At 70.3% G+C, this 23,588-nt stretch carries 22 protein-coding genes and 1 tRNA gene; 12 read left to right on the top strand and 11 right to left on the bottom strand.

All coding sequences use genetic code 11. From position 1 onward, the window contains the following. Positions 1–25: 25 nt before the first annotated feature. The 3 genes from AC5YDA_RS11185 to AC5YDA_RS11175 all read right to left on the bottom strand — a co-directional run bounded on the left by AC5YDA_RS11185 (position 26) and on the right by AC5YDA_RS11175 (position 4,195). The gene (locus tag AC5YDA_RS11185) at positions 26–1,339 is read right to left on the bottom strand and encodes a TerC family protein (protein ID WP_496188542.1); all 1,314 of its coding nucleotides are present in this window, start codon (positions 1,337–1,339) and stop codon (positions 26–28) included. 185 nt (positions 1,340–1,524) lie between these two features. Beyond that, a complete protein-coding gene (locus AC5YDA_RS11180) occupies positions 1,525–3,252 on the bottom strand; it encodes a glycoside hydrolase family 3 protein (protein WP_496188543.1) in 1,728 nt (575 codons plus the stop codon). Between the two features lies 1 nt (position 3,253). Further along, positions 3,254–4,195, bottom strand: a complete 942-nt coding sequence (locus tag AC5YDA_RS11175) for an HAD family hydrolase (protein ID WP_496188544.1) — start codon at positions 4,193–4,195, stop codon at positions 3,254–3,256. 169 nt (positions 4,196–4,364) lie between these two features. Between AC5YDA_RS11175 and AC5YDA_RS11170 the strand changes: the two genes are divergently transcribed. Next, the gene (locus AC5YDA_RS11170) at positions 4,365–5,033 is read left to right on the top strand and encodes an HAD family hydrolase (protein ID WP_496188545.1); all 669 of its coding nucleotides are present in this window, start codon (positions 4,365–4,367) and stop codon (positions 5,031–5,033) included. Positions 5,034–5,051: 18 nt separating this feature from the next. Here the strand turns inward: AC5YDA_RS11170 and AC5YDA_RS11165 are convergent, their stop codons facing one another. Continuing rightward, positions 5,052–5,729: a uracil-DNA glycosylase gene (locus tag AC5YDA_RS11165; protein WP_496188546.1), complete on the bottom strand. Its 678-nt coding sequence runs from the start codon at positions 5,727–5,729 to the stop codon at positions 5,052–5,054. A 68-nt stretch (positions 5,730–5,797) separates the two neighbouring features. Here AC5YDA_RS11165 and AC5YDA_RS11160 point away from each other — a divergent pair, with 68 nt between their 5' ends. The 3 genes from AC5YDA_RS11160 to AC5YDA_RS11150 all read left to right on the top strand — a co-directional run bounded on the left by AC5YDA_RS11160 (position 5,798) and on the right by AC5YDA_RS11150 (position 8,351). Then, on the top strand, positions 5,798–6,976 hold the full coding sequence (locus AC5YDA_RS11160; RefSeq protein WP_496188547.1) for an AI-2E family transporter: 1,179 nt from the start codon (positions 5,798–5,800) through the stop codon (positions 6,974–6,976). 113 nt (positions 6,977–7,089) lie between these two features. Continuing rightward, positions 7,090–7,875 (top strand): hypothetical protein, encoded by a 786-nt coding sequence (locus AC5YDA_RS11155; protein WP_496188548.1) that lies wholly within the window; start codon positions 7,090–7,092, stop codon positions 7,873–7,875. Next, positions 7,872–8,351, top strand: coding sequence for a DUF2089 domain-containing protein (locus tag AC5YDA_RS11150; protein WP_496188549.1), 480 nt, complete (start codon positions 7,872–7,874; stop codon positions 8,349–8,351). Before AC5YDA_RS11155 ends, AC5YDA_RS11150 begins: the two co-directional genes overlap by 4 nt. 82 nt (positions 8,352–8,433) lie before the next feature. On the opposite strand, the gene greA is transcribed toward AC5YDA_RS11150, so the two are convergent. Next, positions 8,434–8,940 (bottom strand): transcription elongation factor GreA, encoded by a 507-nt coding sequence (greA, locus tag AC5YDA_RS11145; protein ID WP_496188551.1) that lies wholly within the window; start codon positions 8,938–8,940, stop codon positions 8,434–8,436. A gap of 12 nt (positions 8,941–8,952) precedes the next feature. Then, entirely contained in the window at positions 8,953–9,357 is a 405-nt protein-coding gene (locus tag AC5YDA_RS11140) for a DUF4307 domain-containing protein (protein WP_496188552.1), read from the bottom strand. Positions 9,358–9,390: 33 nt separating this feature from the next. Here AC5YDA_RS11140 and mca point away from each other — a divergent pair, with 33 nt between their 5' ends. The 3 genes from mca to AC5YDA_RS11125 are packed head-to-tail and all read left to right on the top strand — an operon-like array spanning position 9,391 to position 12,742. Beyond that, positions 9,391–10,326: a mycothiol conjugate amidase Mca gene (gene mca, locus AC5YDA_RS11135; protein WP_496188553.1), complete on the top strand. Its 936-nt coding sequence runs from the start codon at positions 9,391–9,393 to the stop codon at positions 10,324–10,326. Beyond that, positions 10,308–10,523, top strand: a complete 216-nt coding sequence (locus AC5YDA_RS11130) for a hypothetical protein (protein ID WP_496188554.1) — start codon at positions 10,308–10,310, stop codon at positions 10,521–10,523. The genes mca and AC5YDA_RS11130 overlap by 19 nt, the downstream gene beginning before the upstream one ends. Next, positions 10,523–12,742, top strand: coding sequence for a thioredoxin domain-containing protein (locus AC5YDA_RS11125; protein ID WP_496188555.1), 2,220 nt, complete (start codon positions 10,523–10,525; stop codon positions 12,740–12,742). Before AC5YDA_RS11130 ends, AC5YDA_RS11125 begins: the two co-directional genes overlap by 1 nt. Positions 12,743–12,757: 15 nt before the next feature. On the opposite strand, the gene trhA is transcribed toward AC5YDA_RS11125, so the two are convergent. Further along, positions 12,758–13,438, bottom strand: a complete 681-nt coding sequence (trhA, locus tag AC5YDA_RS11120) for a PAQR family membrane homeostasis protein TrhA (protein ID WP_496188556.1) — start codon at positions 13,436–13,438, stop codon at positions 12,758–12,760. A 70-nt stretch (positions 13,439–13,508) separates the two neighbouring features. On the opposite strand from trhA, the gene AC5YDA_RS11115 reads away from it, so the two are divergent. Both AC5YDA_RS11115 and AC5YDA_RS11110 read left to right on the top strand, forming a co-directional pair. Continuing rightward, positions 13,509–14,453, top strand: coding sequence for an NAD(P)-dependent oxidoreductase (locus AC5YDA_RS11115; RefSeq protein ID WP_496188557.1), 945 nt, complete (start codon positions 13,509–13,511; stop codon positions 14,451–14,453). 23 nt (positions 14,454–14,476) lie between these two features. Next, positions 14,477–15,283: an isoprenyl transferase gene (locus AC5YDA_RS11110; RefSeq protein ID WP_496188558.1), complete on the top strand. Its 807-nt coding sequence runs from the start codon at positions 14,477–14,479 to the stop codon at positions 15,281–15,283. A 139-nt stretch (positions 15,284–15,422) separates the two neighbouring features. Here AC5YDA_RS11110 and AC5YDA_RS11105 read toward each other — a convergent pair whose 3' ends face one another. Further along, positions 15,423–17,810 (bottom strand): glycoside hydrolase family 31 protein, encoded by a 2,388-nt coding sequence (locus AC5YDA_RS11105; protein WP_496188559.1) that lies wholly within the window; start codon positions 17,808–17,810, stop codon positions 15,423–15,425. Positions 17,811–17,820: 10 nt separating this feature from the next. After that, entirely contained in the window at positions 17,821–18,540 is a 720-nt protein-coding gene (gene tsaA, locus AC5YDA_RS11100) for a tRNA (N6-threonylcarbamoyladenosine(37)-N6)-methyltransferase TrmO (RefSeq protein ID WP_496188560.1), read from the bottom strand. Between the two features lie 221 nt (positions 18,541–18,761). Between tsaA and phoH2 the strand changes: the two genes are divergently transcribed. Further along, complete coding sequence (gene phoH2, locus AC5YDA_RS11095) at positions 18,762–20,105, top strand: RNA 5'-3' helicase PhoH2 (protein WP_496188561.1); 1,344 nt, start codon at positions 18,762–18,764, stop codon at positions 20,103–20,105. A gap of 20 nt (positions 20,106–20,125) precedes the next feature. Continuing rightward, complete coding sequence (locus tag AC5YDA_RS11090; RefSeq protein ID WP_496188562.1) at positions 20,126–20,686, top strand: DUF4245 domain-containing protein; 561 nt, start codon at positions 20,126–20,128, stop codon at positions 20,684–20,686. Between the two features lie 4 nt (positions 20,687–20,690). Here AC5YDA_RS11090 and AC5YDA_RS11085 read toward each other — a convergent pair whose 3' ends face one another. Then, the gene (locus tag AC5YDA_RS11085; RefSeq protein WP_496193021.1) at positions 20,691–22,262 is read right to left on the bottom strand and encodes an SH3 domain-containing protein; all 1,572 of its coding nucleotides are present in this window, start codon (positions 22,260–22,262) and stop codon (positions 20,691–20,693) included. Positions 22,263–22,587: 325 nt separating this feature from the next. Next, positions 22,588–23,217: a hypothetical protein gene (locus AC5YDA_RS11080; protein ID WP_496188564.1), complete on the bottom strand. Its 630-nt coding sequence runs from the start codon at positions 23,215–23,217 to the stop codon at positions 22,588–22,590. Positions 23,218–23,255: 38 nt separating this feature from the next. Here AC5YDA_RS11080 and AC5YDA_RS11075 point away from each other — a divergent pair. Beyond that, a tRNA-Lys gene (locus tag AC5YDA_RS11075) sits at positions 23,256–23,328 on the top strand. Positions 23,329–23,588: the final 260 nt, after the last annotated feature.

Below are 23,588 nucleotides of genomic sequence, written 5' to 3'. Positions count from 1 at the left end.
TCGATGCGTGCCAGGTGCTGGAGGATCAGCTCTCGGTGGTGTCATCCTCAGCGGTGCGCCGGTAGCTCGCGGTGTCGAGCTTGGTCTGGCCCTGGAGGCGGTCGTGCGTGACGAACCGCTCCGGGTTGGCCTCGACGTAGCGGTCGTGCGTCGCGTGCGCCTCGTCCAGGAGGTCGAGGAGCTCCTGCTCGCGGAAGATCTCCTCGTGGTACTTCTCGGGCATCGCCAGCAGGGCCTGCTCCTCCTTCAGCAGCGCGCGGTAGTTCTTCTCGCGCTGATCCGGGTCGGCCTCGAAGCCGGTGTCCAGGTACTGCTTGGCGTGGCGGCGGGCGTTCTTGATGGTGGTGAGCGCCTTGCCCTTGGGGGAGACCAGCGAGAAGAAGATCACCACGATCAGCGTGCCGACGATGACGGCGAGCGAGAGCTCGGTGGTCACCTCGAAGACCGGCACGTGCTCGCCACCGTTGATGAACGGCAGGGTGTTCTCGTGCAGGGCGTGGAGGATGAGCTTCACACCGATGAAGGCGAGGATGATCGCCAGGCCGTACTTGAGGTAGATGAGGCGGTCGAGCAGGCCGTCGATGAGGAAGTAGAGCTGGCGCAGGCCGAGCAGCGAGAAGGCCACGGCCGTGAAGACGATGTAGGTCTCCTGCGTCAGGCCGAAGATGGCCGGGATCGAGTCGAGCGCGAACATCACGTCGGTGCCACCGATGGCGATCATCACCAGCAGCAGCGGGGTCATCGCCTTCCTGCCGTGGGAGTCGACGGTGAACATCTTGTCGCCGTCGTAGTAGTCGGTGGTGTGCATGAAGCGCTTGGCCAGGCGGATGATGAAGTTGTTCGCCTCGGAGGACTCCTCGTCGTCGCCGTCCTTCTCGGGCTTGATCAGGTTGCCGGCCGTGATCAGCAGGATCAGGCCGAAGATGTAGAACACCCACGCGAAGCTGTTGATGAGCGCGGCACCCAGGAAGATGAAGCCGGTGCGGAAGATCAGCGAGACGACGATGCCGAACATCAGCACCAACTGCTGGTTCTGCCGCGGCACCTTGAAGCTCGCCATGATGATCAGGAAGACGAACAGGTTGTCGACCGAGAGGCTCAACTCGGTGATGTAACCGGCGAAGTACTGGATGCCCCACGACGGGCTGAAGGACACCCACACGAACACGCCGAACAGGATCGCGATCGACACGTAGATGCTGGTCCACTTGGCGGCCTCCCCGATGGTGGGGATGTGGGCCTTCCTGACGTGGAAGATGAAGTCGAATGCCAGGAGCGCGATGATGCCGACGACCGTCGCGATCCAGATGGGGGTGGAGACCACCAGGGGTGCAATCACAGGGGCACCTTTCCGAAATGTCTTGCTGAGCGGGTCCCGCCAGGCAGTTCGTCGCGCAGGCGGACAACCTCGTTGTCCAACCCGACCCGTTCACGGGCCGTCTGGAGGAGTCTATTTCACCTGACCGCCACAATGGCAGCAGGTTGCCAGAACCTGCTGCCATTGCCGGGGGAGTGTCTGTCAGGTCAGAGCTTGGCCTGCCACTTGTCCGCCCAGACGAGGTCGTTGGGCCGACCCTTGAACTCCGACTTGCCCTCGAGCTTGTCGATCGTCGCCACCACGTTCGCGTCGTTGGGGTGGTACGCGTTCACGTAGCACTTGACCATCGTGGCGTCGTGCAGGTGGGTGGTGAAGTTGTGGCTGACCATGAAGGTCGGCACTTCCCAGACGTACCAGGGCACCTCGTTGCTCATGGCCGTCTTCCACTGGATGCGGTAGTTGTTCTGCGCACCGTAACCCATGACCTCGGCGAGCACGAGCGCCGCGTCGACGTCCTCGCGGTACTTCAGCGTGGGTCCCTTCACGCGGGTCGTCCCGTCGTTGACGGTCACCTCGTAGCCGCGCTCGGTGAGGACCTCGACGTACTTCTCCAGCATCTCGGGGTCACCGCCACCGGTGATGCCGCCGACCTCACCGGTCAGGTGGTACAGCCGGATCCGCCTGTGGTCCCGCGGGTTGAGCGGCAGCTGGTCCAAGGTGTTCTTGACCAGGGTGATGCCCAGGTCTGCAGCCTCCTCGCGCATCCGCAGGTGCTCCGCGCAGCCGACGACCTCGAGGTCCTCCGGCTTGGTGAGCAGGGTGCCGGCCTCGCGCTTCTCGTGGAGGCGCAGCTTGGCCTTGAGGCCGAGCAGGCGACGGTTCGCGTCGTCGAGGCGCTCACGCGTGATGACGCCCTTCTCGACGCCGGCCTTCATGAAGCCGAAGTCCTCCTCGAGGTTGTTGAAGAACAGGAACACGTCGCAGCCCGCGGCGATCGAGGCGGGGACGTAGTCCTCGCGGCGCATGGCGGCGGTCATGCCGAGCATGTGCGAGGCGTCGGTGATGACCGCACCGTTGAAGCCGAGTTCGGTCTTGAGCAGGCCGTTGATGAGCTCCGGCGCCAGGGTCGCGGGCAGGATGTCGGCATCGGACAGGCTCGGGTCGAGCTTCTTGGAGTACTCCGGCAGTGCGATGTGGCCGGCCATGATCATCTCGACCTGCGTGTTGTCGATGTGATGGCGGTAGACCTTGCCGAAGCTGTCGTCCCATTCCTCGACCGACAGCTCGTTGACGCCCAGGACCAGGTGCTGGTCGCGTTCCTCTGTCCCGTCGCCGGGCCAGTGCTTGATGCAGGTGAGGATGCCCGACTCGCGCTGTCCCTCGATGAACGGCGTCGTGAACTTGATGACGTCGTCGGCGTTCGTGCCGTACGCGCGGGTGTTCACGATCGTGTTGCGCCAGTTGAACAGGATGTCGACGCAGGGGTCGAAGTTCATGTTGACGCCGATGGCCCGCATCTCCCGGCCCGACACCCAACCGGCGTTGTACGCGACCTCGGTCGAACCGGACGCCTCGGTCTGGGCGCCGGACGCGATGTAGGTGCCGTCCTTCATGGCGCCGTTGCCGCCGGAGTCACAGTTGGCGGCGATGATCATCGGGATCCGCGCCGCCTTCTGCAGGCGGTTGAGCAGGTCCTGTACCTTGACGGCCTCGCCGCCGTGGTAGCGGGCCATGCCGATGTGGAACGTCTCGATGATCTGCTCGGCTGTGTAGGAGTTGCCGGAGAAGCTGTCCTCGCCGAAGAAGAACAGGTTGGTGAAGAGCTGGCCCACCTGCTCGTCCAGGGTCATGGAGGCGAGGGTGTCCTCGACCCACTGGATCTGGTCGTCGTCGAGGTTGTACGGAGCGGCCTTGAGGTCCACGAGAACAGGCATGTCACTTCACTTTCGGCATGGTGATGGTCTTGTTGCCCGAGATGGTCTCCCACGGGACCTCGCCGGGCAGCTTGGCGTTGAACTCGTCGATCAGGCCCTGCTGGTACTCACCGGCGAACGTGCCGTCGAGGAACTTGCCCAGGGCCTCGTCCTTGAAGCGCAGCCAGGAGCGCTTCTCCTCGCCCGGCAGGATCGGGTAGTACAGGCAGCCGACCTTGGCGGCGGCGTCGCGGTCGCCCGGGGCATCGCCGATCAGCATGATCTTGTCGTCGTCGTACTTGCCCTTGGCGGCGTACGTCACGTGCTCGGCCTTGCTGCCCATCTCCTGGCCGGCGATCACCTTCATGTACGGGGCCAGGCCGTGGGCGTTCCACTCGTACTCCAGCGAGTGGACCGGGGTGGCGGAGACGACCATCTGGTCGACGCCCGCCTCGTCGAGGGCCTGGATGGACTCGCGGACGCCGACGAACGGGCCCGCGTTGTGCACCATGTCGGCGATGCGCGCGTTGACGTCGTCGCCCCAGCGGATGGCGCGGGCGATGGTCTCGGACGGGTGGTCCGCCTGGTACTGGGCGATGCCCTTGTCGGACAGGGGGTAGCCCGGCGCTGCCAGGAACTCGGTCAGTTCCGGGTACTCGGGGATGGTGACGCCGCGCTCGGCGACCTCGACGCGATCGCGGAGGAGGTCGAGCACCTGCTTCAGCGCCACCCAGCGGTTCAGGCCGCGGGTGACCGAACCCAGGTTGACGAAGATGGCCGTCTCCCGGGCCAGCGTCGAGATGGGCTGGAGGTCCCAGGCCTTGATGTAGGCGGGGGTGAAGCACTCGAGGTGCTTGATGTCCATGGCGTCCATGGCGCAGCCGTCGGAGTCGATGCCCACGAAGTACTTCTGCGTGGGCACGAACTCGACGAGCGCCTGGGCGGCTTCTGGGGGTTGGCTCACGTGCTGCTCTCCTTCTGCGCTGTGTCTCGGACGCGCGGAGGCTGCGCCCGGCCGTTCCCACATTCTTGCCGCGCCTCCCGGAACTCGCTGAGGTTCCGCTGAATTGCCGCTGGCCGCCCGATGGGTGGCGAGGAGGTGCGGACTTTTCCTCCTCTGCTTGGATGGAGCCATGGAAACGCGCCTGCAAGCCGTGGTCTTCGACATGGACGGCACCCTGACCGACTCCGAGGAGGAGTGGGACGTCGTCCGCCGTCGGCTGGCCGCCGACGAGGGGTTGCCATGGCCCGAGGAGGCGACCCGGGCCATGATGGGGATGAGCACGCCCGAGTGGTCGTCCTACCTGGTCGAGGTGGTCGGCCTGCCCGGTACCCCCGAGGACGTCGCCCGTCGCACCATCGACGCCATGGCGGACGCCTACCACGCGGGGCGGATCCCGATCCTGCACGGAGCGGCGGACGCCGTGCACCGGATGGCCGAGATCGCCCCCCTGGGTGTGGCGTCCAGTTCGCCGCGCGAGCTGATCGAGGCCGGTCTGGAACTGCTCCGGGTCCGTGACCTGGTCGCCGTCGTCGTGTCGACCGAGGAGGTCGCCCGCGGCAAGCCCCACCCGGACGGCTTCCTCGCGGCCTGCGAGCAACTGCGCGTCGACCCGGCGGCCACCGTGGCCATCGAGGACTCCACCAACGGCCTGAGGTCGGCGCTCGCCGCGGGCCTGAAGGTCGTCGCGGTGCCGCCTCGGTTCCACCCGCCGGCAGACGACGTCCTCGCCCGCGCGCACGCGGTCATCGACGACCTGGACGCCCTGACCGTCGACCTGGTGCTCGGCCTGGTCGAGTGAGGCCCCGGGCCGTGGCGCTCACGGCAGCCGCCAGTCCACCGGCTCGGCTCCTTGCGCGACGAGGGCCTCGTTCGCACGGCTGAACGGACGCGACCCGAAGAACCCGTACCGGGCCGCCATGGGGGACGGGTGCGCGGACGCGATGACCGGCACGTCGCCCAGCCGGGGGGCGAGTGCCTGGGCGTCCTTGCCCCACAGGATCGCGACGAGCGGCCCGCCCCGGGCCACGAGGGCGTCGATGGCGGCGTCCGTCACCACCTCCCACCCCTTGCCGCGGTGGGATGCCGGTGCGCCCGGCCGCACGGTCAGACACCGGTTCAGCAGCAGGACGCCGTGCTCGGACCACGCGCCGAGGTCCCCGTGCCCGGCCGGCGGGATGCCCAGGTCGGTGTCCAACTCGGCGTAGATGTTCTGCAGGGAGCGGGGGATCGGCCGGACGTCCCGGGCCACCGAGAACGAGAGCCCGACGGCGTGGCCGGGCGTGGGGTAGGGATCCTGGCCCACGATGAGGACGCGGACGTCGGCCAGCGGACGGGCGAACGCCCGCAGCACGTGCTGTCCGGCCGGCAGGTAGGACCGTCCGGCTGCGTTCTCCTCCCGGAGGAACCGGCCCATCGCGGCCACCTGGTCGGCCACGGGGGCCAGGGCCTCGGCCCAGTCGGGGGCAACGAGTTCGGTCAGCGGGCGAGCGGTCACCGGCTCAGGCTAGCGGCCCCTGTCGCCCGCAAAAGGCGCCGGTACGCTGACCCCGGAAGGAGAACCCCGTGCCCCTCATCCCAGCCCTCCGCCGCCTCCTGCGCGTGGAGGACCACCCGGCCGAGCCGATCATCATCCAGGTGCCCGTGGCGGCGCCCCCGATCGAGACGAGGGCATCCCTCGAACCGGACATCCCGCGCAGCGTGACCGTCGCTGCGGGATACGCCTGGCGGCTGCTGTTCATCGGCGCGGCGGTCGTCGCGGTGTTCCAGGTGCTCGCCTACTTCTCCCAGCTCACCGTCCCGCTGGGGATCGCGGTGCTGCTCACCGCGATGCTGTACCCCCTCACCTCGTTGCTCAAGACGTGGAAGTGGCCACCCGCCCTGGCCGCCATCGTGTCGCTGCTGTTGCTCATGGTCGTCGTGCTGGGGCTTCTCGGCTTCGTGGGACAGCAGGTCGCCTCCGAGTGGCCGGACCTGCTCGAGCAGTCGCGCGATGGGTTCCAAGCCCTGGTCGCCTGGCTGGGCACGCTGCCGTTCGGCATCGACGACACCCGCCTCAACGAGTGGATCGCGCAGGGGACGGCGTGGCTGCAGGGCCAGGCATCCGCGCTCGCCGGCGCGGCGGCCTCGCTCGGCGCGGCGTTCGGGGGCTTCTTCGCCGGCCTGGCCACCGCCCTGGTCGCGACGTTCTTCTTCGCCTACCAGGGCCGCCGCATCTTCTCCGGGACCGTCGAGGTGCTCATGCCCCGGCCCTACAAGGCCCCCGTCGACCGTGCTGCCCTCCGCGGCTGGACGTCCCTGGTCGCGTACATGCGCTCCGCCGTCATCGTCGCGCTGGTGGACGCCGTGGGCGTGGCCCTGGCCGCGCTCGTCCTCCAGGTGCCCCTCGTCGCAGCGCTGTTCGCGTTGACGTTCTTCCTGTCGTTCATCCCGATCGTGGGTGCCACGGTCGCCGGCGCGGTCGCCGTCGTCCTGGCGCTGGTCACCCACGGGTGGGTGACGGCCCTCATCATGCTGGCCGCCGTCATCGCGGTCATGCAGATCGAGAGCACGTTCCTGCAGCCGCTCGTGATGGGCTCCGCGGTCGACCTGCACCCACTGGCCGTTCTGCTGGGCATCACGGCGGGCGCCATCATCTCGGGGATCCTGGGCGCTCTGGTGGCCATCCCGGTGCTGGCCTTCGGTGTGGCGTTCGTGCGGGCGCTGCGCAACCCCGATCCAGTGGTGCCCGTCGCGGGCGGCTGACGCCCCACCGGGGGGAGCGGCCCCGGAGGCAGGTTGCCGCGCCCGCTGAACTCAGGGGCGCCTCAGGGACGTGCGATCTTCCACGATTGGAAAGTCGGACTTACCATTTGGTCATGAGTGACCCCGATCTCACCCGCATCCTCGCCGACCTCGCGGCCGGCACCATCGACGCTGCGGAGGCGGCCCGCCGTATCGAGGCGGCGCGCGCGGGGGCACCCCGCACCGACGACCAGCCCGTCGACGAGCCCGCCGGGCCGACGGGGGTCAAGGGCACCGAGCGTGTCACCATCCGCGCCGTGGGCCGTCGCGTCACCGTCGTGGGCGATCCGTCCGTGGCCACGGCGTCGGTCACCGGTGAGCACGTGCTGCGCCGGCAGGGGGACGTGCTCGAGATCTCCGCCGACGGCGAGGTCGGGCCCAAGCTGGAGGGCTTCAGCGTCATCAACCCCCCCAAGAGCCTGGAGGACCTGCGCGGGCTCACCTTCGCCCGGGGGCTCACCGTGCGCGTCAACCCCGCGATCGAGGTGGATGTCGAACTCACCGCGGGCAGTCTCGCGGTGACGGGCGTCCCGTTCCTGGGGCGTGTGCGGGTCACGGCCGGCGGTGCCGACATCAAGGGTGTTCGCCGCATCGCGGACGCGCTGGTCCAGGCCGGCTCGGGCAGCATCGAGGGCCCCATCAACGTCGGACGGTCGCGGGTCAAGATCGAGTCCGGTGCACTCACGCTGACGCTGGCGGGGCGGGCCTCGGTGACGGTCCGCGCGTCCACCCAGTTGGGCCGGGTCGTCTGGCCGGACGACGGGGGCAGCCCCGACGAGGTCGTCTTCGGCAACGGCACCGCGCGCCTGGACCTGGACGTCGTCATGGGCTCGGCCACGGTGAAGAGGGCGGACGCATGACGGCCACGCGGGACGGACACCCGTTGCACCGCGCCCCCGCCGACTGCCCGGTCTGCGGTGAGAACCTGGTCACCACGCGGCTGGGCTGCGCGAGCTGTGGCACCGAACTCGTCGGGCAGTTCGCATCCTGCCCCTATTGCCGACTGGACGAGGCCGACCACGAGCTGTTGCGGGTGTTCCTGACCGCGCGCGGCAACCTCAGGGAGCTCCAGGGCCACCTCGGTGTCAGCTATCCCACCGCTCGGGCGCGCTTCAACGACGTCCTCGAACGCCTGGGCTGGCTCGGCGAGGCGTCCGACAGCGAGCCCCGGACCGACGCCGGCACGGACGACGAGGAGGGCGGGGAGCCGGCCGGGCCCGCGGCGTCCGGCCCTTCCGCCGGCGACGACACGATCCGCGACCAGGTGCTGGCGCAGGTGGCGTCCGGACAGCTCTCGCCGGCTGTCGCCGCCGACCTGTTGGCCGAACTCCGCTGACGTCGGACGAAACCGGTGCTTCTCACGGCCGTGCGCACCTGCTGGAGCAGGTGCGCACGGGGGTGGCGCGGGGTGGCTGCGGTCAGCCCGTGAACACCTTGAAGTCGAGCACGGTGACCTCGATGGTCCTGCCCGTGGGGGCCTCGTAGGAGACCGTCTCGCCCTTCTTGGCTCCGACGACCGCCGCACCCAAGGGGGATTGGGGGCTGAAGACCTCGACCTTGGCGTCCGTCACGCCCATGAGCTCGCGGGAGCCGAGCAGGAACGTGTCGGTGTCGTCGGTGTCGCCGTCGTAGCAGATGGTGATGGTCATGCCCGGGGTCACGGCGTTGGCCGACGCGGGGGCCTCCCCGATCTGGGCTTCGCGGAGCATCGCCTCGAGCTGGCGGATGCGGGCCTCCTGCTGGCCCTGCTCCTCGCGGGCCGCGTGGTAGCCGCCGTTCTCCGACAGGTCTCCCTCGTCGCGGGCCTGGGCGATCTTGGCCGAGACAGCGCGGCGGCCCTCGCCCTTGAGTTGTTCGAGCTCCCCGGAGAGCTTGTCGAACGCTTCCTGGGTGAGCCACACGGTGGACTGTGCTGCTTCAGACATCCAGCAAGCCTATCAGCGGGGCACGCAGGTGAGGACTTTCACGGACGTGGCGCGCTTGAAGGTCCGGATCACGATGTCGTGGTCCTCCAGTTCCTCGGTACCGGGGGCGAGGACGACGTCGTACTGGCCGACGGTTTCGTAGGACTCGGCCTGCGCGGTGATGGTGCACGTGGCCGGACGCGCCGGGTCCGGCCGTTGCGTCGTCACGCGGACGTCCATCGTCTGGTCGGACGTGACCGTCCAGGAGACGATCTTGGCGCTGATGGGCGGATTCGCCCCGTGGAGCGCCGACCACAGCAGCCACGTGCCGCCGACACCGGCGAGCACGACCGCGACCACGATCCACAGCCACCGGGGCGTCCGGCTCGGCGGGTAGCGGCGCGCGATGCGCTGGGCGTCGGTCTCGGAAGCGTTCATGGCCCTCATTGTGCCCGTGGTTCAATGGCCGGCATGGCTGACCTTCCGCAGACACGCGTGGACTCCGCCGGGGAGCCGTTGCGCCTCCTGGCCGTTCACGCCCATCCGGACGACGAGGCGAGCAAGGGTGCCGCCACGGTCGCGAAGTACAGGGCGCAGGGCGTCCAGGTGCTCGTGGTGACGTGCACGGGCGGGGAGCGCGGCGACATCCTCAACCCGCGGCTCGACACCCCGGAGAACAGGGCGAACATCGCCGCGCTGCGCGTCGCGGAGATGGCCCGCGCCGCCGAGATCCTCGGCGTGCAGCAGCGGTGGCTCGGCTACGTCGACTCCGGCCTGCCCGAGGGTGACCCGCTGCCGCCGCTCCCGGACGGCTGCTTCGCGCTGGCCGACCTGGACGAGGCGGGTGCCGCGCTGGCCGCGATCATCCGGGAGTTCCGCCCGCACGTCGTCACGACGTACGACGAGAACGGGGGGTACCCGCACCCCGACCACATCCAGACCCACCGCGTCACCGTCCGTGCCGTCGCCATGGCCGCGGACTCCGCGGCCCGGGTCGCGGGGGCGCCCTGGCCGGTCGCCAAGCTCTACTACCACATGACCTTCCACCGCCAGCGGGCCGTCGCCCTGGACGCCGCCATGCACGAGCACGGTCTGGAGTCGCCCTATCGGGAGCGCCTCGCCAACTGGCCCGAGGACACGGAACAGGCTGAGCGCCTGACCACGTTCATCGCCTGCGCCGAGTTCTATCCCGTCCGCGACGATGCCCTGCGCGCCCACGCCACCCAGGTGGATCCCGACGGCTTCTGGTTCGCGGTGCCGCTGACGGTGCAGCAGATGGCGTGGCCCACCGAGGACTACCAACTGGTCATGTCCCGCGTCGCGACGACGTTCCCCGAGGAGGACCTCTTCGCCGGGGTCGAATCCCATTCCGCAGATAGGGTGGACACGTGGTTCTATTCGATCTAGGGCGCGAACTCGCCCCGAGCTGGGCGCCCCTGGGGGCGTCGGTCGTCCTGATGCTCCTCCTGCTGGTGCTGTGGTTCAGCATGCGTCGCCACCTCAAGCGCGCCGCACGGTTCTCGGGTGACGAGGGCGTCGACGTCCACGCGCCGCGGATGGACGACGACCGTCCGACGGGCCGCGACGAGCACCCCGAGACCTGATGGCGAACCACCTCGCCGATCAGACCAGCCCCTACCTCCTCCAGCACGCGGCCAACCCGGTCGACTGGTGGCCGTGGGGTCCGGACGCCTTCGCCGAGGCCCGTCGGCGCAACGTGCCCGTCCTGATCTCCGTCGGGTACTCCGCCTGCCACTGGTGCCACGTGATGGCGCACGAGTCCTTCGAGGACGCCGGGGCCGCAGCGCTGGTGAACGAGCACTTCGTCGCGATCAAGGTCGACCGCGAGGAGCGCCCCGACGTCGACGCCGTCTACCTGCGCGCGACCCAGGCCCTCACGGGGCAGGGTGGCTGGCCCATGACGGTCTTCGCCACGCCCGACGGTCGGCCGTTCTTCGCGGGCACGTACTACCCCCCGGAGCCCAGCCAGGGCCTGCCGTCCTTCACCCAAGTGGTCGGCGCCCTCGGCGAGGCCTGGCGTGACCGTCAGGACGAGGTGGTGGCCTCGGCGTCCACCATCGTGGAGCAACTGGCGCAGATCAACGCCCTGCCCACGGCCTCCGCGCCGCCCGGGGTGTGGGAGGTGCTGGACGAGGTGAGCGCCGACTTCGACCTGCTGCACGGTGGCTTCGGGGGCGCGCCGAAGTTCCCGGCGCCGATGCTGGTCGACGCCCTGCTCGTCAAGGGGGAGGCCGGCACGCTCGACCTCGCCCAGCGGACGCTCGAGGCCATGGCCCGCGGCGGCATCCACGACCAGGTGGGCGGCGGGTTCCACCGCTACGCCGTCGACGCCGGCTGGGTCGTGCCGCACTTCGAGAAGATGCTGTACGACAACGCCCTGCTGCTGGGCTCCTACGTGCGCGGCTGGCGGCGGACGCCCCAGCACGAGACCGGCCTGCGCTGGCTCTTCGAGCGCGTGGTCCGTGGGATCGTGGGCTGGCTGGAGCGGGAGATGGTCGTCGAGGGCGGCGGGTTCGCCGCTTCGCTGGACGCCGACTCCGCCGACATCCGCGGGATGGCGCACGAGGGCATCTACTACGTGTGGAGCCCGTCGTTGCTCACCGACGCGCTGGGCGAGGAGGACGCCGACTGGGCGAGCTCGGTCTTCCACGTGACCAAGGACGGGTCGTTCGAGCACGGCCTCTCCACGCTGCAGTTGCGCGGGGCGCCCGACGTGGCCCGCCTCGAGTCGGTGGCGGCGCGGCTGCTCGCAGTGCGCGGGAACCGCTTCGCGCCGCCGCGCGACGGCAAGGTCGTGGCCGCCTGGAACGGTTGGATGGTCGAGTCCCTGTTGTGGGCCGCCCTGGTCTTCGACGAGCGACCGTGGCTGGACCTGGCCGTCAGGGCGGCCGAGTACCTGTGGTCGGTGCACCGCACCGAGGACGGGTTCGTCCGGACGTCGCTGGACGGCCGGGCCGGGACCGCGCGGGCCGTCGCGGAGGACCACGGTGCGGTCGCCCAGGCCTACGGGCTGCTGGCCGGCGTGCTGGGTGAGTCGGTGTGGCTCGACCGGGCGGTGGAACTGCTGGACGAGGCCGTGGTCTTGTTCGGCGCCGAGGACGGAGGCTTCTTCGACGCACCTGCCGGCGACCTGTTCTCCCGTCCGCGTGACGTGCAGGACAATCCGACCCCCTCCGGCACCATGACGCTCGTCACGGCCCTGCGCACCGTCGGCCTGCTCGCGGGGCGTCCCGACTTCGTCGCCCGCGCGGACGCGGCGGCCAGGACGACGTGGGGGATCGTCGCGTCCGGGCCGCGCCACGCATCGGCGGCCCTGACGGACCTGCTGATGTCCGACGATGCACGCAAGGGGCTACGGCCGGCGGTGGCCGTCGTGCTGGACGAATCCGGGGACCCGCTGAACGATGCCGCCCGCGCCGCGTGGCGCATGGCGCCGGCCGGCACCGTCGTGGTGTCGGGGCGTCCGGGGACGGAGTTCTTGTCGTGGTTCGAGGTCGACGCGGGTGACGACACTCAGGAAGGTTCGCGACACGCCGGGGGGCTTTCCCCCGCAGAGGTGGCACCGGTGAGTGTCGGCGCCTCCGACCTCGCCAAGCTCACCCACGCCCGCGTGGGCGGATCGGGCCAGGTGTCCGAGGTCCGGACGGCGGGTGAGGGTGACGGGGACGAAGGGGGCGACGAGTACGACGAGCACGAGGTCGTCCCGTTCGAGCAGGTCGTCCACGTGCGCCGGGGTGAGGTGGCCTTCCCCCCGGCGTCCACGGTGCAGGCGTTGCGCGCGGCGCTCTGGTCGCGGGCCTGAGGCGGCCCCGACGCCTCAGCGCAGCGTGATGATCGCGATCGCGGCGAAGTGGCACAGGGCCGCGACGACCGTCGCCACGTGGAAGATCTCGTGGTAGCCGAACCAGGCGGGCGAGGGGTCGGGACGCTTGCGCGCGTAGACGACGGCGCCGGCGGTGTAGATCAACCCGCCCGCGATGATGAGGAGGACGATGAGCGGGCCGCCGGTGTTCCAGAACGGGACGAGCCAGCCGACCGCCACCCAGCCCATGGCCAGGTAGAGCCCGGTGTAGAGCCACCGCGGGGCGCCCATCCAGCCGAGCTTGAAGCCGATGCCGGCGACCGCGATCCCCCAGACGAGCGCGAGGAGGATCGTCGCGTTCGACCGGTCCAGCAGGAGCAGCGCGAGCGGGGTGTACGTGCCGGCGATGAAGACGAAGATGTTGGCATGGTCGAGGCGCCGCAGGAACCCCTCCAGGCCGGGCCTCCACGTGCCGCGGTGGTAGAGGGCCGACGTGCCGAACAGCATCGTGGCTCCGACCAGGTAGATCGCGACCGCTAGCCGTGCGACCCAGTCCGACGCGACCACCATCAGCGCCAGGCCGAGCACCTGGACGATCGGGGCCATGCCGAGGTGGAACCAGCCGCGCAGGCGCGGCTTGGGGCGGGGCGTCTCCTGCCCCCGCCCATTACTTGACGATGCGTAACTTACGGTCACGTAGGTAAGGGTAGGCCGAGCCCGTCGGACACGCAAGCACGAGCTTCCCGGCCGCCCTAGGGTGGAGAGCGTGAAGATCCTCGCCACGACCGCCGTCCCCTTCGAGTTCGATCCGCCCGCCGACGTGCTGGTCGTCCCGATCGACGAGGACCAGCCCATCCCGGCCGAGCACCTGGACGCGGACGCCGCGATCCTCCAGGGGTGGTCCTCGCCGGCCGCCACCCAGCTCGCACGCGAGGCGTCCCACCTGCGGTGGGTGCAGACGATGGCCGCCGGACCGGACGGCGTCCTGGCAGCCGGCTTCGGTCCCGAGGTGACCATCACCAACGGCACCGGCCTCCACAGCCAGACCGTGGCCGAGGCTGCCCTCGCCCTCGCGCTGGTCGGCATCCTGCGCTTCCCGGCCATGCTGGAGGCCCAGCGGGGTCGACGCTGGGAGCACGACGAATTCGGGGCCTGGCGTGCGTTGCACCCGGCGGGCAGGGTCGGCTCGATCATCGACGCCAACGTCCTGGTCTGGGGTTTCGGCGCCATCGGTCAGCAGGTCGCGCGCAACTTCGCGGCGGTCGGTGGGCGCGTCCGCGGCGTGGCCACCACGGCGGGGGAGCGGGCCGGCTTCGAGGTGTTCACGGACGCCGACCTGCCGAGCCTGCTGCCCCAGACGGACATCCTGGTCATGGTGCTCCCGACCGACCCCTCCACCGACAAGGCGCTGGACGCCGACCGGATCGCGTTGCTGCCGGACCGGGCCTGGGTCATCAACGTGGGCCGGGGCAGCACCGTCGACCAGGACGCCCTCATCGCGGCGCTCCACGCCGGGGAACTCGGCGGGGCCGGGCTGGACGTCGTCACGCCCGAGCCCTATCCGTCCGACGGGCCGCTGTGGGACGCACCCAACACGGTCATCCTTCCGCACACGGCGGGCGGGCGCGCCCACGGGTCCCATGAGCTCGTCAACGACAACATCGCGCGGCTGCGTTCGGGAGAACCCCTGCGCAACGTCGTCGCCCGGTGACTCCCCGGCGCTAGGCTGCGGCCATGTCCTGGGGTGATCGAGCACGGGAATTCGCTGATCGGTTGCACCCGGCCAGCCTGCTGTACTCGACCTACGAGCAGCGGCTGCTGGCCGAGATCGACCGGACACGCCTGCCCCGCCACGTGGCCGTCCTCGCCGACGGCAACCGACGCTGGGCGCGCCTCAACGCTCCCGGGCAGCCGTACGAGGTGGGCTACCAGGCGGGTGCCGACAAGCTCAAGCAGTTCGTCGAGTGGTGCGATGAGGTCGGCCTCGGCGTCGTCACCCTGTGGGTGCTCTCGACCGAGAACCTCGCGCGCAACGAGGACGACGTCCGGCCGCTGCTCGGCGTGATCGAGCGGCTGTTCGTCGAGCTCGCCGAGACCGGGCGCTGGCGCCTCAAGCTCGTCGGCGACCCCACCCTGCTGCCCGAGACCATGACGGACGCCCTGCGTGCCGCCGAGTTCGACACGGCGTCGGTGGCGGGGCTCCAGGTCAACGTGGCCATCGCGTACGGCGGACGCCACGAGCTCCGCGACGCGGTGCGCAAGTTGCTGGCCGAGGAGGCCGCCCAGGGCGCCACGCTGGACGACGTCGCCCAGCGCCTCGAGATCGACGACATCGCGCAGCACCTCTACACCGCCGGCGACCCCGACCCGGACCTCATCATCCGCACCTCGGGCGAGCAGCGGCTCTCGGGTTTCCTCATGTGGCAGTCGGCGCACTCGGAGTTCTACTTCTGCGAAGCCCTCTGGCCGGACTTCCGCCGCGTGGACTTCCTCCGCGCCCTGCGCGACTACGCCTCCCGTGAGCGTCGCTACGGGCGGTGACCCCGGGCGTCGTCGACGGTCCACGCGGTCCGGGGTGTGCTGCATTTTGTGTCGGCAGAGCTGGTCATCATCCCGGTAGTTTGCCGACACAAAATGCAGCACACCGCGGGCCGCTCACCGCTCCACTCCAGGCCCCGGGCTACTCGGCTCCGGCGAGCAGCACCTCCAGGACGACGTCCTTGATGTCCTGCGCGATCGGCAGGGATTCCAGGCCGGCGATGCGGGCCAGGGTGCTGGGCGTCGACTCCAGGAACGCGCACAGCTGGTGTTTGTCGATGTAGCCCACCTGCAGGTCGTGGACGATCGCGAAGATCCGCTCGTCGATGCGCTGGTCGGACGCCGTGGGTGCAGGCGCGAAGCCGAACGAGGCCCCCTCGGACGCCGCGACCTCGCCGAGGTCGACGGTCACCGTGCCCGTCGCGGGGTCGTAGCTGGTGGTCCCCTCAGCGGACGTCGTGTCGGACGGCGCCAGGCCCGTCACCGACACCCGGTAGCGGCGCCTCGCCGGGATGGCCGAGGCGTCCCCGACCACCGGGGCGATGGTGAAGACGCCCTCGTCCTGATGCCAGGCGAACCGCGTGGTGCACGATGCCGGCTGGGCGGCGTCGTCGTCCTCGTACAGCACGAACTCGCCGTCCGCCCCCGCGAACACGCGGACGAGCAACGCTTCCGGGTTGGCCACGGACAGGTCGTCGCCGTCCACGAGGGGCACGATCGTCCCGGACCGCGCCAGCACCGGGTACGTCTCGAGCGGACGCCGCAGGGTCACGAACCGCCCACCGGTGTAGCGCAGGCCGGAGTACCAGTCGTGCCAGGTTCCCTCCGGCAGCCACGTGGTGACGGAGGCCCGCCGCGTCCGCCGTTCGGCCGGGGTGGTGAGCGGGGCGACCAGCAGTCCCGTCCCGAACAGGAAGGCGCCCGAGCCGCTCAGCAGCGTCTCGGGGCGCGGGTCGAGGTGGTGCACGGGCCGCGCGATCGGCTCCGACAGGCGGTGCGCACGCTCGTTCATGGTGTACAGCCACGGGATGAGCCGGTGGCGGAGGCGCAGCGCGTCCGCCATGACGGAGGCGGCCGGCCCGCCGAAGTTCCACGGCTCCTTGCCCTGGAACGGAGAGGACGTCGAGTGCAGGCGGTTGATGGGTGACCACGTCCCCAGTTGGAACCAGCGGGCGACCATCTCGTCGTCGCGCTCGCCGAACATGTGCCCACCGATGTCGTGGCTCCACCAGCCGTAGCCGATGTTGGCGGCCGTCGCGGTGAACCACGGCTGGAAGTGCAACGACGACCACGTCGTCACCGTGTCGCCGGAGAACCCGACCGGGTAGCGGTGCGAGCCGGGGCCGGCGTACCGGCTGAACGTGATCGGACGTCGTCCGTCGCGGCCCGAGTCGAGGAAATGGAGGTGGTTGAGCAACCACAGCGGATCCAGGCCGGGGATCGAGGACGAGCCGCCCTGCTGCCAGTCGACCCACCAGAAGTCGAGGCCCTGCTCCTCCAGGGGGTGGAGGACCTCGTCGAAGTAGGCCTCCATGAAGGCGGGGTCGGCGACGTCGAACGGGATGGGGTCGCCGTCGGCCGGATCGAGGCCCAACCGCTCGGCGAGGGCGGCGTAGGCGTCCTCGAACGAGCGGACGCCGTCGGCCGGGTGCAGGTTGAGGGAGACCTTCAGCCCTCGCCCGTGCAGGTCGGCGAGCAGCGCCTCGGGGTCGGGGACGAGGGTGGTGTTCCAGGAGTAGCCGGTCCAGCCCGAGCCGTGGCGGGGGTCGATGTCGACCCAGTGCCAGTCCATGTCGAGGACCGCGACGGAGAAGGGCAGGCCCTCGTGCTCGAAGCGGTCCATCAGGGCGAGGTACTCGTCGGCGGAGTAGGCGTGGTAGCGCGACCACCAGTTGCCCAGGGCCCACCGGGGGAGGAGCGGTGCGGGTCCGGTCAGGGCGTGGAAGTCGCGGAGGGCCGCCGGGGCGTCGTGGCCGTGGACGAACAGGTAGAGGTCGACGTCCCCGACGCGCGGGGTGGGCCAGCCGTCCTCGTCGAGGGCCAGCGAAGCGGCGTCGTCGAGGGTGGCGTACCCGAAGGCGCTCAGCAGGCCCTTCTCGACCGGGACGGCACCCTCCGCCTCGTCGAGGGTGCGGGCGGTGCCGCCCAGGTTGCCGACGTGCCAGCCGGGCTCGCGCTCCTGGACGGTCTCGGCGTCCCCGAAGTGCCACACGCTGCGCCAGTCGCGGACGCCGGGCTGCCGTACCTGGAGGCCCCCCGGGGAGAAGCGCCGACCGTCCCAGGCGAGCTGGAGGCCGCGCGTGGTGAGGTGGAGGCCGTCCCCGTCGCGGGTGAGTTCGAAGGGGACCGGTGGGAAGTCGCGGTTCCAGACCACCTGCGTGGCGCGATCCTCGAACTGGCCGTCGTCGGACCACTCCAGGCGCAGCAGCCGCTCGGTGAGGATCGTGATCCGCCACGTGGGGCCGACCAGCACCTGCCCGGGGTCCGACAGGGGAGAGACTGCGGGACGGAAACGCTCGGGCAGGGCCATGGGGGCCAGCCTAGGGATGCCGGCTGGTGCGCGAGGTCCCCCCGAGTGACGTGTCGCCCGCCACCTCGACCACCCGGACCACGCCGTCGACGATCCGGAACCGGACGTTGAGGCCCGCGAAGGTCACCCCGTGCACGCGCTCCGGGTCGCGCTGGTACGCCGGACGGGGGTCCTGGGCCAGGACGCCCAGCAGGGCCTCCCGCTTGTCGGCGGGCACCAGCGCGGCGAGATGGTCGGGCAGGTCCACCTCGAGCCGGTGGTCCGGGTTGGTGGCGGTGAACCCGAGCCGGGCGTCCGGGTGGCAGTCGGCTGCCACGTAGGGCTTGATGTCGTAGATCGGGGTGCCGTCCATGAGGTCGGCGCCGCCGACCACCAGTTCGGGCGCGCCGGCCGCGTCCGACTCGACCGCGAGCAGCCGGACGGAGGACAGGCCCAACCCGTTGGGGCGGAACGGCGACCGTGACGCGAACACGCCGACCCGCGTGTCGCCGCCCAGCCGCGGCGGCCGGACGACCGGCGACCAGCCGTCGCGTTCGACGGCCGAGAACCCCCAGACCAGCCACACGTGGGAGAAACCCTCGAGGCCACGCACGGCGTCGGGGGTGCGGAACTCGGGGACGAACACGATCCTGGCGCGCAACTGCGGTACCAACCCGGCTTGGCGCGGGATGCCGAACTTGGCCGGGAAGTCGGTGCGTGCGAACGCGACCGGCCTGATCTCGTGACCCATGGGCAGCATTGTGCCCGTACGACCCTGAATGAACTTTGGTTGAACTCCGTCGTGTCTGGCCTGCACGCGCCGCGGGCGCGCCTACCGTCAGATCAGGACACCACGGACTGATGTCCTCGAGAGGACTCCATGAGACTTCTTCCCCGATCACGGGACGCCCTCGGCTGAACCACACGGACAGGCCGGGTGGTGGTCACCCGGCCCTGACGAAAAGGACCGACGTGACCGATCTCGCCACCGACGCCCGGACCAGCACCGCGACGAGCGCGCCCACGAAGGTGCGGACGTACGTCATCGACACCTCGGTGTTGCTGTCCGACCCCAACGCCCTGATGCACTTCGCCGAGCACGAGGTCGTCGTGCCGCTGGTGGTCGTCACGGAACTGGAGGGCAAGCGCCACCACCCCGAGCTGGGCTTCTTCGCGCGCAAGGCGCTGCGTTTCCTGGACGACCTGCGCATCACTTACGGCCGTCTCGATGTGCCCGTGAGGGTCAATGACGCGGGGGGCGTCGTCCATGTGGAGCTGAACCACACCGACGTGGACCGGCTCCCGGCCGGGTTCCGGCTGGGGGACAACGACTCACGCATCCTGGCCGTGGCGGTGAACTTCGCCCACGAGGGCCGCGACGTGGTCCTCGTGACGAAGGACCTCCCGCTGCGCGTCAAGGCCGCCGCGGTGGGTCTGGCCGCCGAGGAGTACCGCCACGAGATGCCGCCGGACACCGGCTGGACCGGCATGGGCTCCCTCGACCTGGCGCCCGAGGCCATGGACGAGCTCTACGACACCGGCTCGACCGCCGTCCTCGAGGCCGTCGAGCTGCCGATCCACACCGGCGTCGTCGTCAAGGGTGGCGGCTCGACCGCGCTGGCGCGCGTCCACCCGGACAAGAGGTTGCACCTGGTGAAGACCGACCGGGACGCCTTCGGCCTGCACGGTCGCTCGGCCGAGCAGCGCATCGCCCTCGACCTGCTGCTGGACCCGAGCGTGGGGATCGTGAGCCTGGGTGGCAAGGCCGGCACCGGCAAGTCGGCGCTGGCCCTGGCGTCGGGCCTGGAGACCGTCATGGAGCGGCGCCAGCACGACAAGGTGATCGTGTTCCGCCCGCTGTACGCCGTGGGCGGTCAGGAGCTCGGCTTCCTGCCGGGCACGGAGCACGAGAAGATGTCGCCCTGGGGCCAGGCGGTCCACGACACGCTCGGGTCGGTGGTCCACAAGAACGTGATGGACGAGATCGTCGCCCGCGAGGTCATCGACGTCCTCCCGCTGACGCACATCCGCGGCCGGAGCCTGCACAACGCGTTCGTGATCGTCGACGAGGCCCAGTCGCTGGAGCGCAACGTCCTGCTCACCGTGCTCAGCCGCATCGGGCAGAACTCGAAGGTCGTCCTCACCCATGACGTCGCCCAGCGCGACAACCTGCGCGTGGGACGGCACGACGGCGTCGCGGCGGTCGTGGAGAAGCTGAAGGGGAACCCGCTGTTCGGCCACGTCACGCTGACGCGCTCGGAGCGGTCCCCCATCGCGGCTCTCGTCACGGACATGCTGGAGGACATCAGCATCTGACGCATGGGACACTGGCCGCCATGGCCACCACCAAGAAGAAGCCGAACCCGACGGTCCTGCACATGCTGGTGGCCATGGCGGTCCTCTTCGTACCCGTGATCCTCATCACGCAGCTGTTCACCCGGAACCCTGAGCCGCCCGTCACGGCGCTGGACTGGCAGCCGGTCGCGCAGCGCGCGGCGGCCGAGTCCGACTACGAGGTGCTCGCGCCCGAGAACCTGCCCGAGGGGTGGATCGCGACGCGTGCCCGCTACGTGCCGGCCGGACGCCCCGTGAGCGGCGGCGACCCGGCCGTGGGGGACACCTTCCAGCTCGGCTTCCTGAGCCCCGAGCAGCGGTACGTCGCCCTGGATCAGCGCGACGTCGCACCCGACCAGTTCGTGATGTCCGTGACGCGCAACGGTCGCCCCGAGGGCACGCTGGACGGGCTGGGCCGTACCTGGGAGCGGCGGCTCTCCGACGATGGGCGCACCCGTGCGCTCGTCTCGCGCGGGGAGGACGCCGTCACGATCGTGTCCGGCGACCTGCCGTACGAGGCGCTGGCAGCCTTCCTCGCGACCCTGGCGCCCGTGGAGCCCTGAGCCCTCAGTCGAGGAACGAGATGTGCACGTGGTCCATGTGGTTGGCGGTGGCCGACCCGCGGTCCTCCATCGTGCGCCAGCCGCGCTCGGGGTAGGAGGCGTTCCAGATCTGCTGGCGCCAGATGATGTAGGTGATGTTGTACTGCTGGGCGTTGGCCGCGAAGTCGCGGGCGATCGTCCAGCCGTAGTCGGCGCCCGACTGTTGCGACCAGTCCGACACCATCACGTCGATGGCCCGCCCGTTCGGGTGGTCGGAGGAGTAGTTGCTCGAGGGACGGTAGCCGCCGATGGTGCGGATGAGCGGGTACGCCTCGAGCACGTGGGCCACCGCCTTCTTGGCGTTGTCGTTCAGGCGGTCGTAGCCCGGCAGCGACACGGTCGTGCTCGGCGCCGGTGAGGGAGCCGGGGCGGTGCTGGTGCCCGGGTCCTGGGTGGTCGTGTAGGGCTTGTAGACCCAGGCGGGCGTGCCGTTGTGGAGGATCTGCAGCCGGTCGCCCTCGACGGTGCCGGTCGTCTGCAGCTTGTCGCCGCGGTACACGGTGGCCACGACACTTCCGGTGGCGGACGAGGTGGCCCGGACGTAGAGCGAGCCCACGTTCACCCAGACCGCTCCGCTGGCCAGCGGGGTCGGGATCGGGGGCGTGGCCGGGGCATCCCCGGCGATCGTGTACGGCGCGTAGACCCAGCGCGCGACGCCGTCGTGGATGACCTGCAGGCGCGAGTTCTCCTCCATGCCGGTGGTCTGCAGGGTGGCCCCGCGGTAGACCGTGCCGACGATCGTCCCATCGGCGGCCGACGTGGCGCGCACGTACAGCGCACCCACGTTGACGACCACGGTGCCCGTGGCTGCCGGGGCCGGTGCGGGGGCCGGCGCCGTCGTCGCGACGGCCGTGGTGTAACGGGTCGCGATCCAGCGGTTCTGGCCGGACCAGATGATCTCGGTGTACTCGGCCGTGGTCTGGCCCGTCGTGTCGACCACGGAGTTGGCGGGCAGGATGTCGGTGTAGGGGGAGTCCGTGTCACCGCCGGTCCGCAGGTACAGGTTCGCCGTCGTCCGGACCTGGCCGGCCGGCTTGCTGGTGGTCGGTGTCCCGGTCGTCAGGTAGCTGGTCGAGATCCAGCGGGCTTGGCCGGACCAGACGACCTCGGTCCACCCTCCCGACGTCTTCCCCGTCGTCGGGAGGGCGGAACCCTTGGCGGCCACGCCGACCGTGGCGTAGTCCGTACCGGGGCCCGAGCGCACGTTCACGGCGGCCGTCGTGGTGGCCTGGCCGGACGCCGTGGGCGCGGGCTGGGTGTCGGCGAGCGGGGCGGCCGGAGCCGCCGTGTCCGCCGTTCTGAGGTAGCTCTGGTAGACCCAGCCGGTCACGCCCTTGGAGGTCGTGACCTCGTACCAGCCGCCGGACGTCTGGCCGGAGGCCGTGACGGCCTCCGATGGTGCCAGCACGGTGAGGACCGTGTTCGAGGTACCGGGGCCGGACCGCAGGTTGACCCAGGTGGTGGCGGTCATGGTCGTGTTCGCGTTCGCCACCGCGGCGATGACCAGGCCGGTGGTCCCCAGCATCGCCAGAGCCACGCAGCCTCCCACCACCGCGTTCGTCAGCCTGCCCGCACGCTTCACCGTTTCCCCCTGACGTCTTCGCACCACACCGTGACGCTCGCGCCCGGCGCGAGCCACCGACGTCAGTACAAGCGCCTGAACCCGCTTGTGGCAAGCCTGTTGGACGGGGTCGACCTCCGAAGTCCAGACGCCACGCCGACGACGGGGCGAAAATGTCACCGCTGTGATTCATGCACGGGGTGTGGGTGTCGTCCCTAGTCAACGGCGATTTGGGGCTCCAGCGGGTGAGGTGTCCCCCCTGGTGGGGTGGCCCGAGCGGGGATCCTGAGAAACCTGAAGGTCAGGTCGAGACTGGCGGGGCACCCTCGACCCAGGAGTCATCCATGTCCGCGACCCACCACGCAGCGGTGCCGCGGCTCGACTCGGGGAGCCAGCCGGACCGGAGATCGGCGTCCGGGGTGACGGCGGTGCCGCACAGCGCGGCCGTCCGGGACAGGAGGTCGGGGTCGGCCAACTCGATCGGGAGCGTGGTCACCCGCCCGGTGAGGTGGTTGGCGCGCAGGGTCCCGAGCAGGCCGAAGCCGAACCCGGGGGCGACGAGGACGAGCGGGCGCGAGCGTGCCCGGGCCGAGTCGAGCAGGGACAGGATGAGGCGCTCGTCCTCGAGGGGGGCGTCCGTGACCACCACGATGGGGTCGCGGACGGCGGCGACACCGCTGCGGGGGTGGGTGAGGAACTCCCGGTCCGCGACCCCGCCGGGCAGCGTCGGTTCGGCTCCACGCGCGCTCAGCAGGGCGGCGAGGTCGGCGTCCGGAAGCGTGCTGGGTGGGGTGTGTGACAGGAGGTCGTCCTCCGTCGTGAACCCCTCGGCCCCTTTCCGGGTGCGGGGGCGGTCCCACCACCAGCCGGCGGCGATGACCAGCACGCCCACGACCAGCAGGACGGGGATGCCCCACGATGGAGGGTTCATGATCGCCAGCCTAGGCGGCGCTAGACTCGGCCGTCGCGGGGCCTATAGCTCAACCGGCAGAGCAACGGACTTTTAATCCGTGGGTTCTGGGTTCGATCCCCAGTGGGCCCACCGTGCGTTTCGCCTTGATCGCTGGGGTGAATCGCCCCGGGTTTCGTGGAGGCTCGGTTAGTTGGATCCGACCTCGGTGAGGACCGGGTTCTTACGGTAGTGCTCGACGGGCTGGCTCGCCCAGTGGTTGGTCTCGGGGCCTGACCCCGGTTCTTGGACACGCTGAATCCAGCACTTGGTGCTGGGGAAGCGAGATGATCCGAGATATGGCTAGGAAGAACTACTCCGAGGAGTTCCGTCGTCAGGCCGTCGACTTGTAC

Source organism: Propioniciclava sp. LT294 (assembly GCF_059516005.1).
This window is presented reverse-complemented; position numbering and strand designations above follow the sequence as displayed.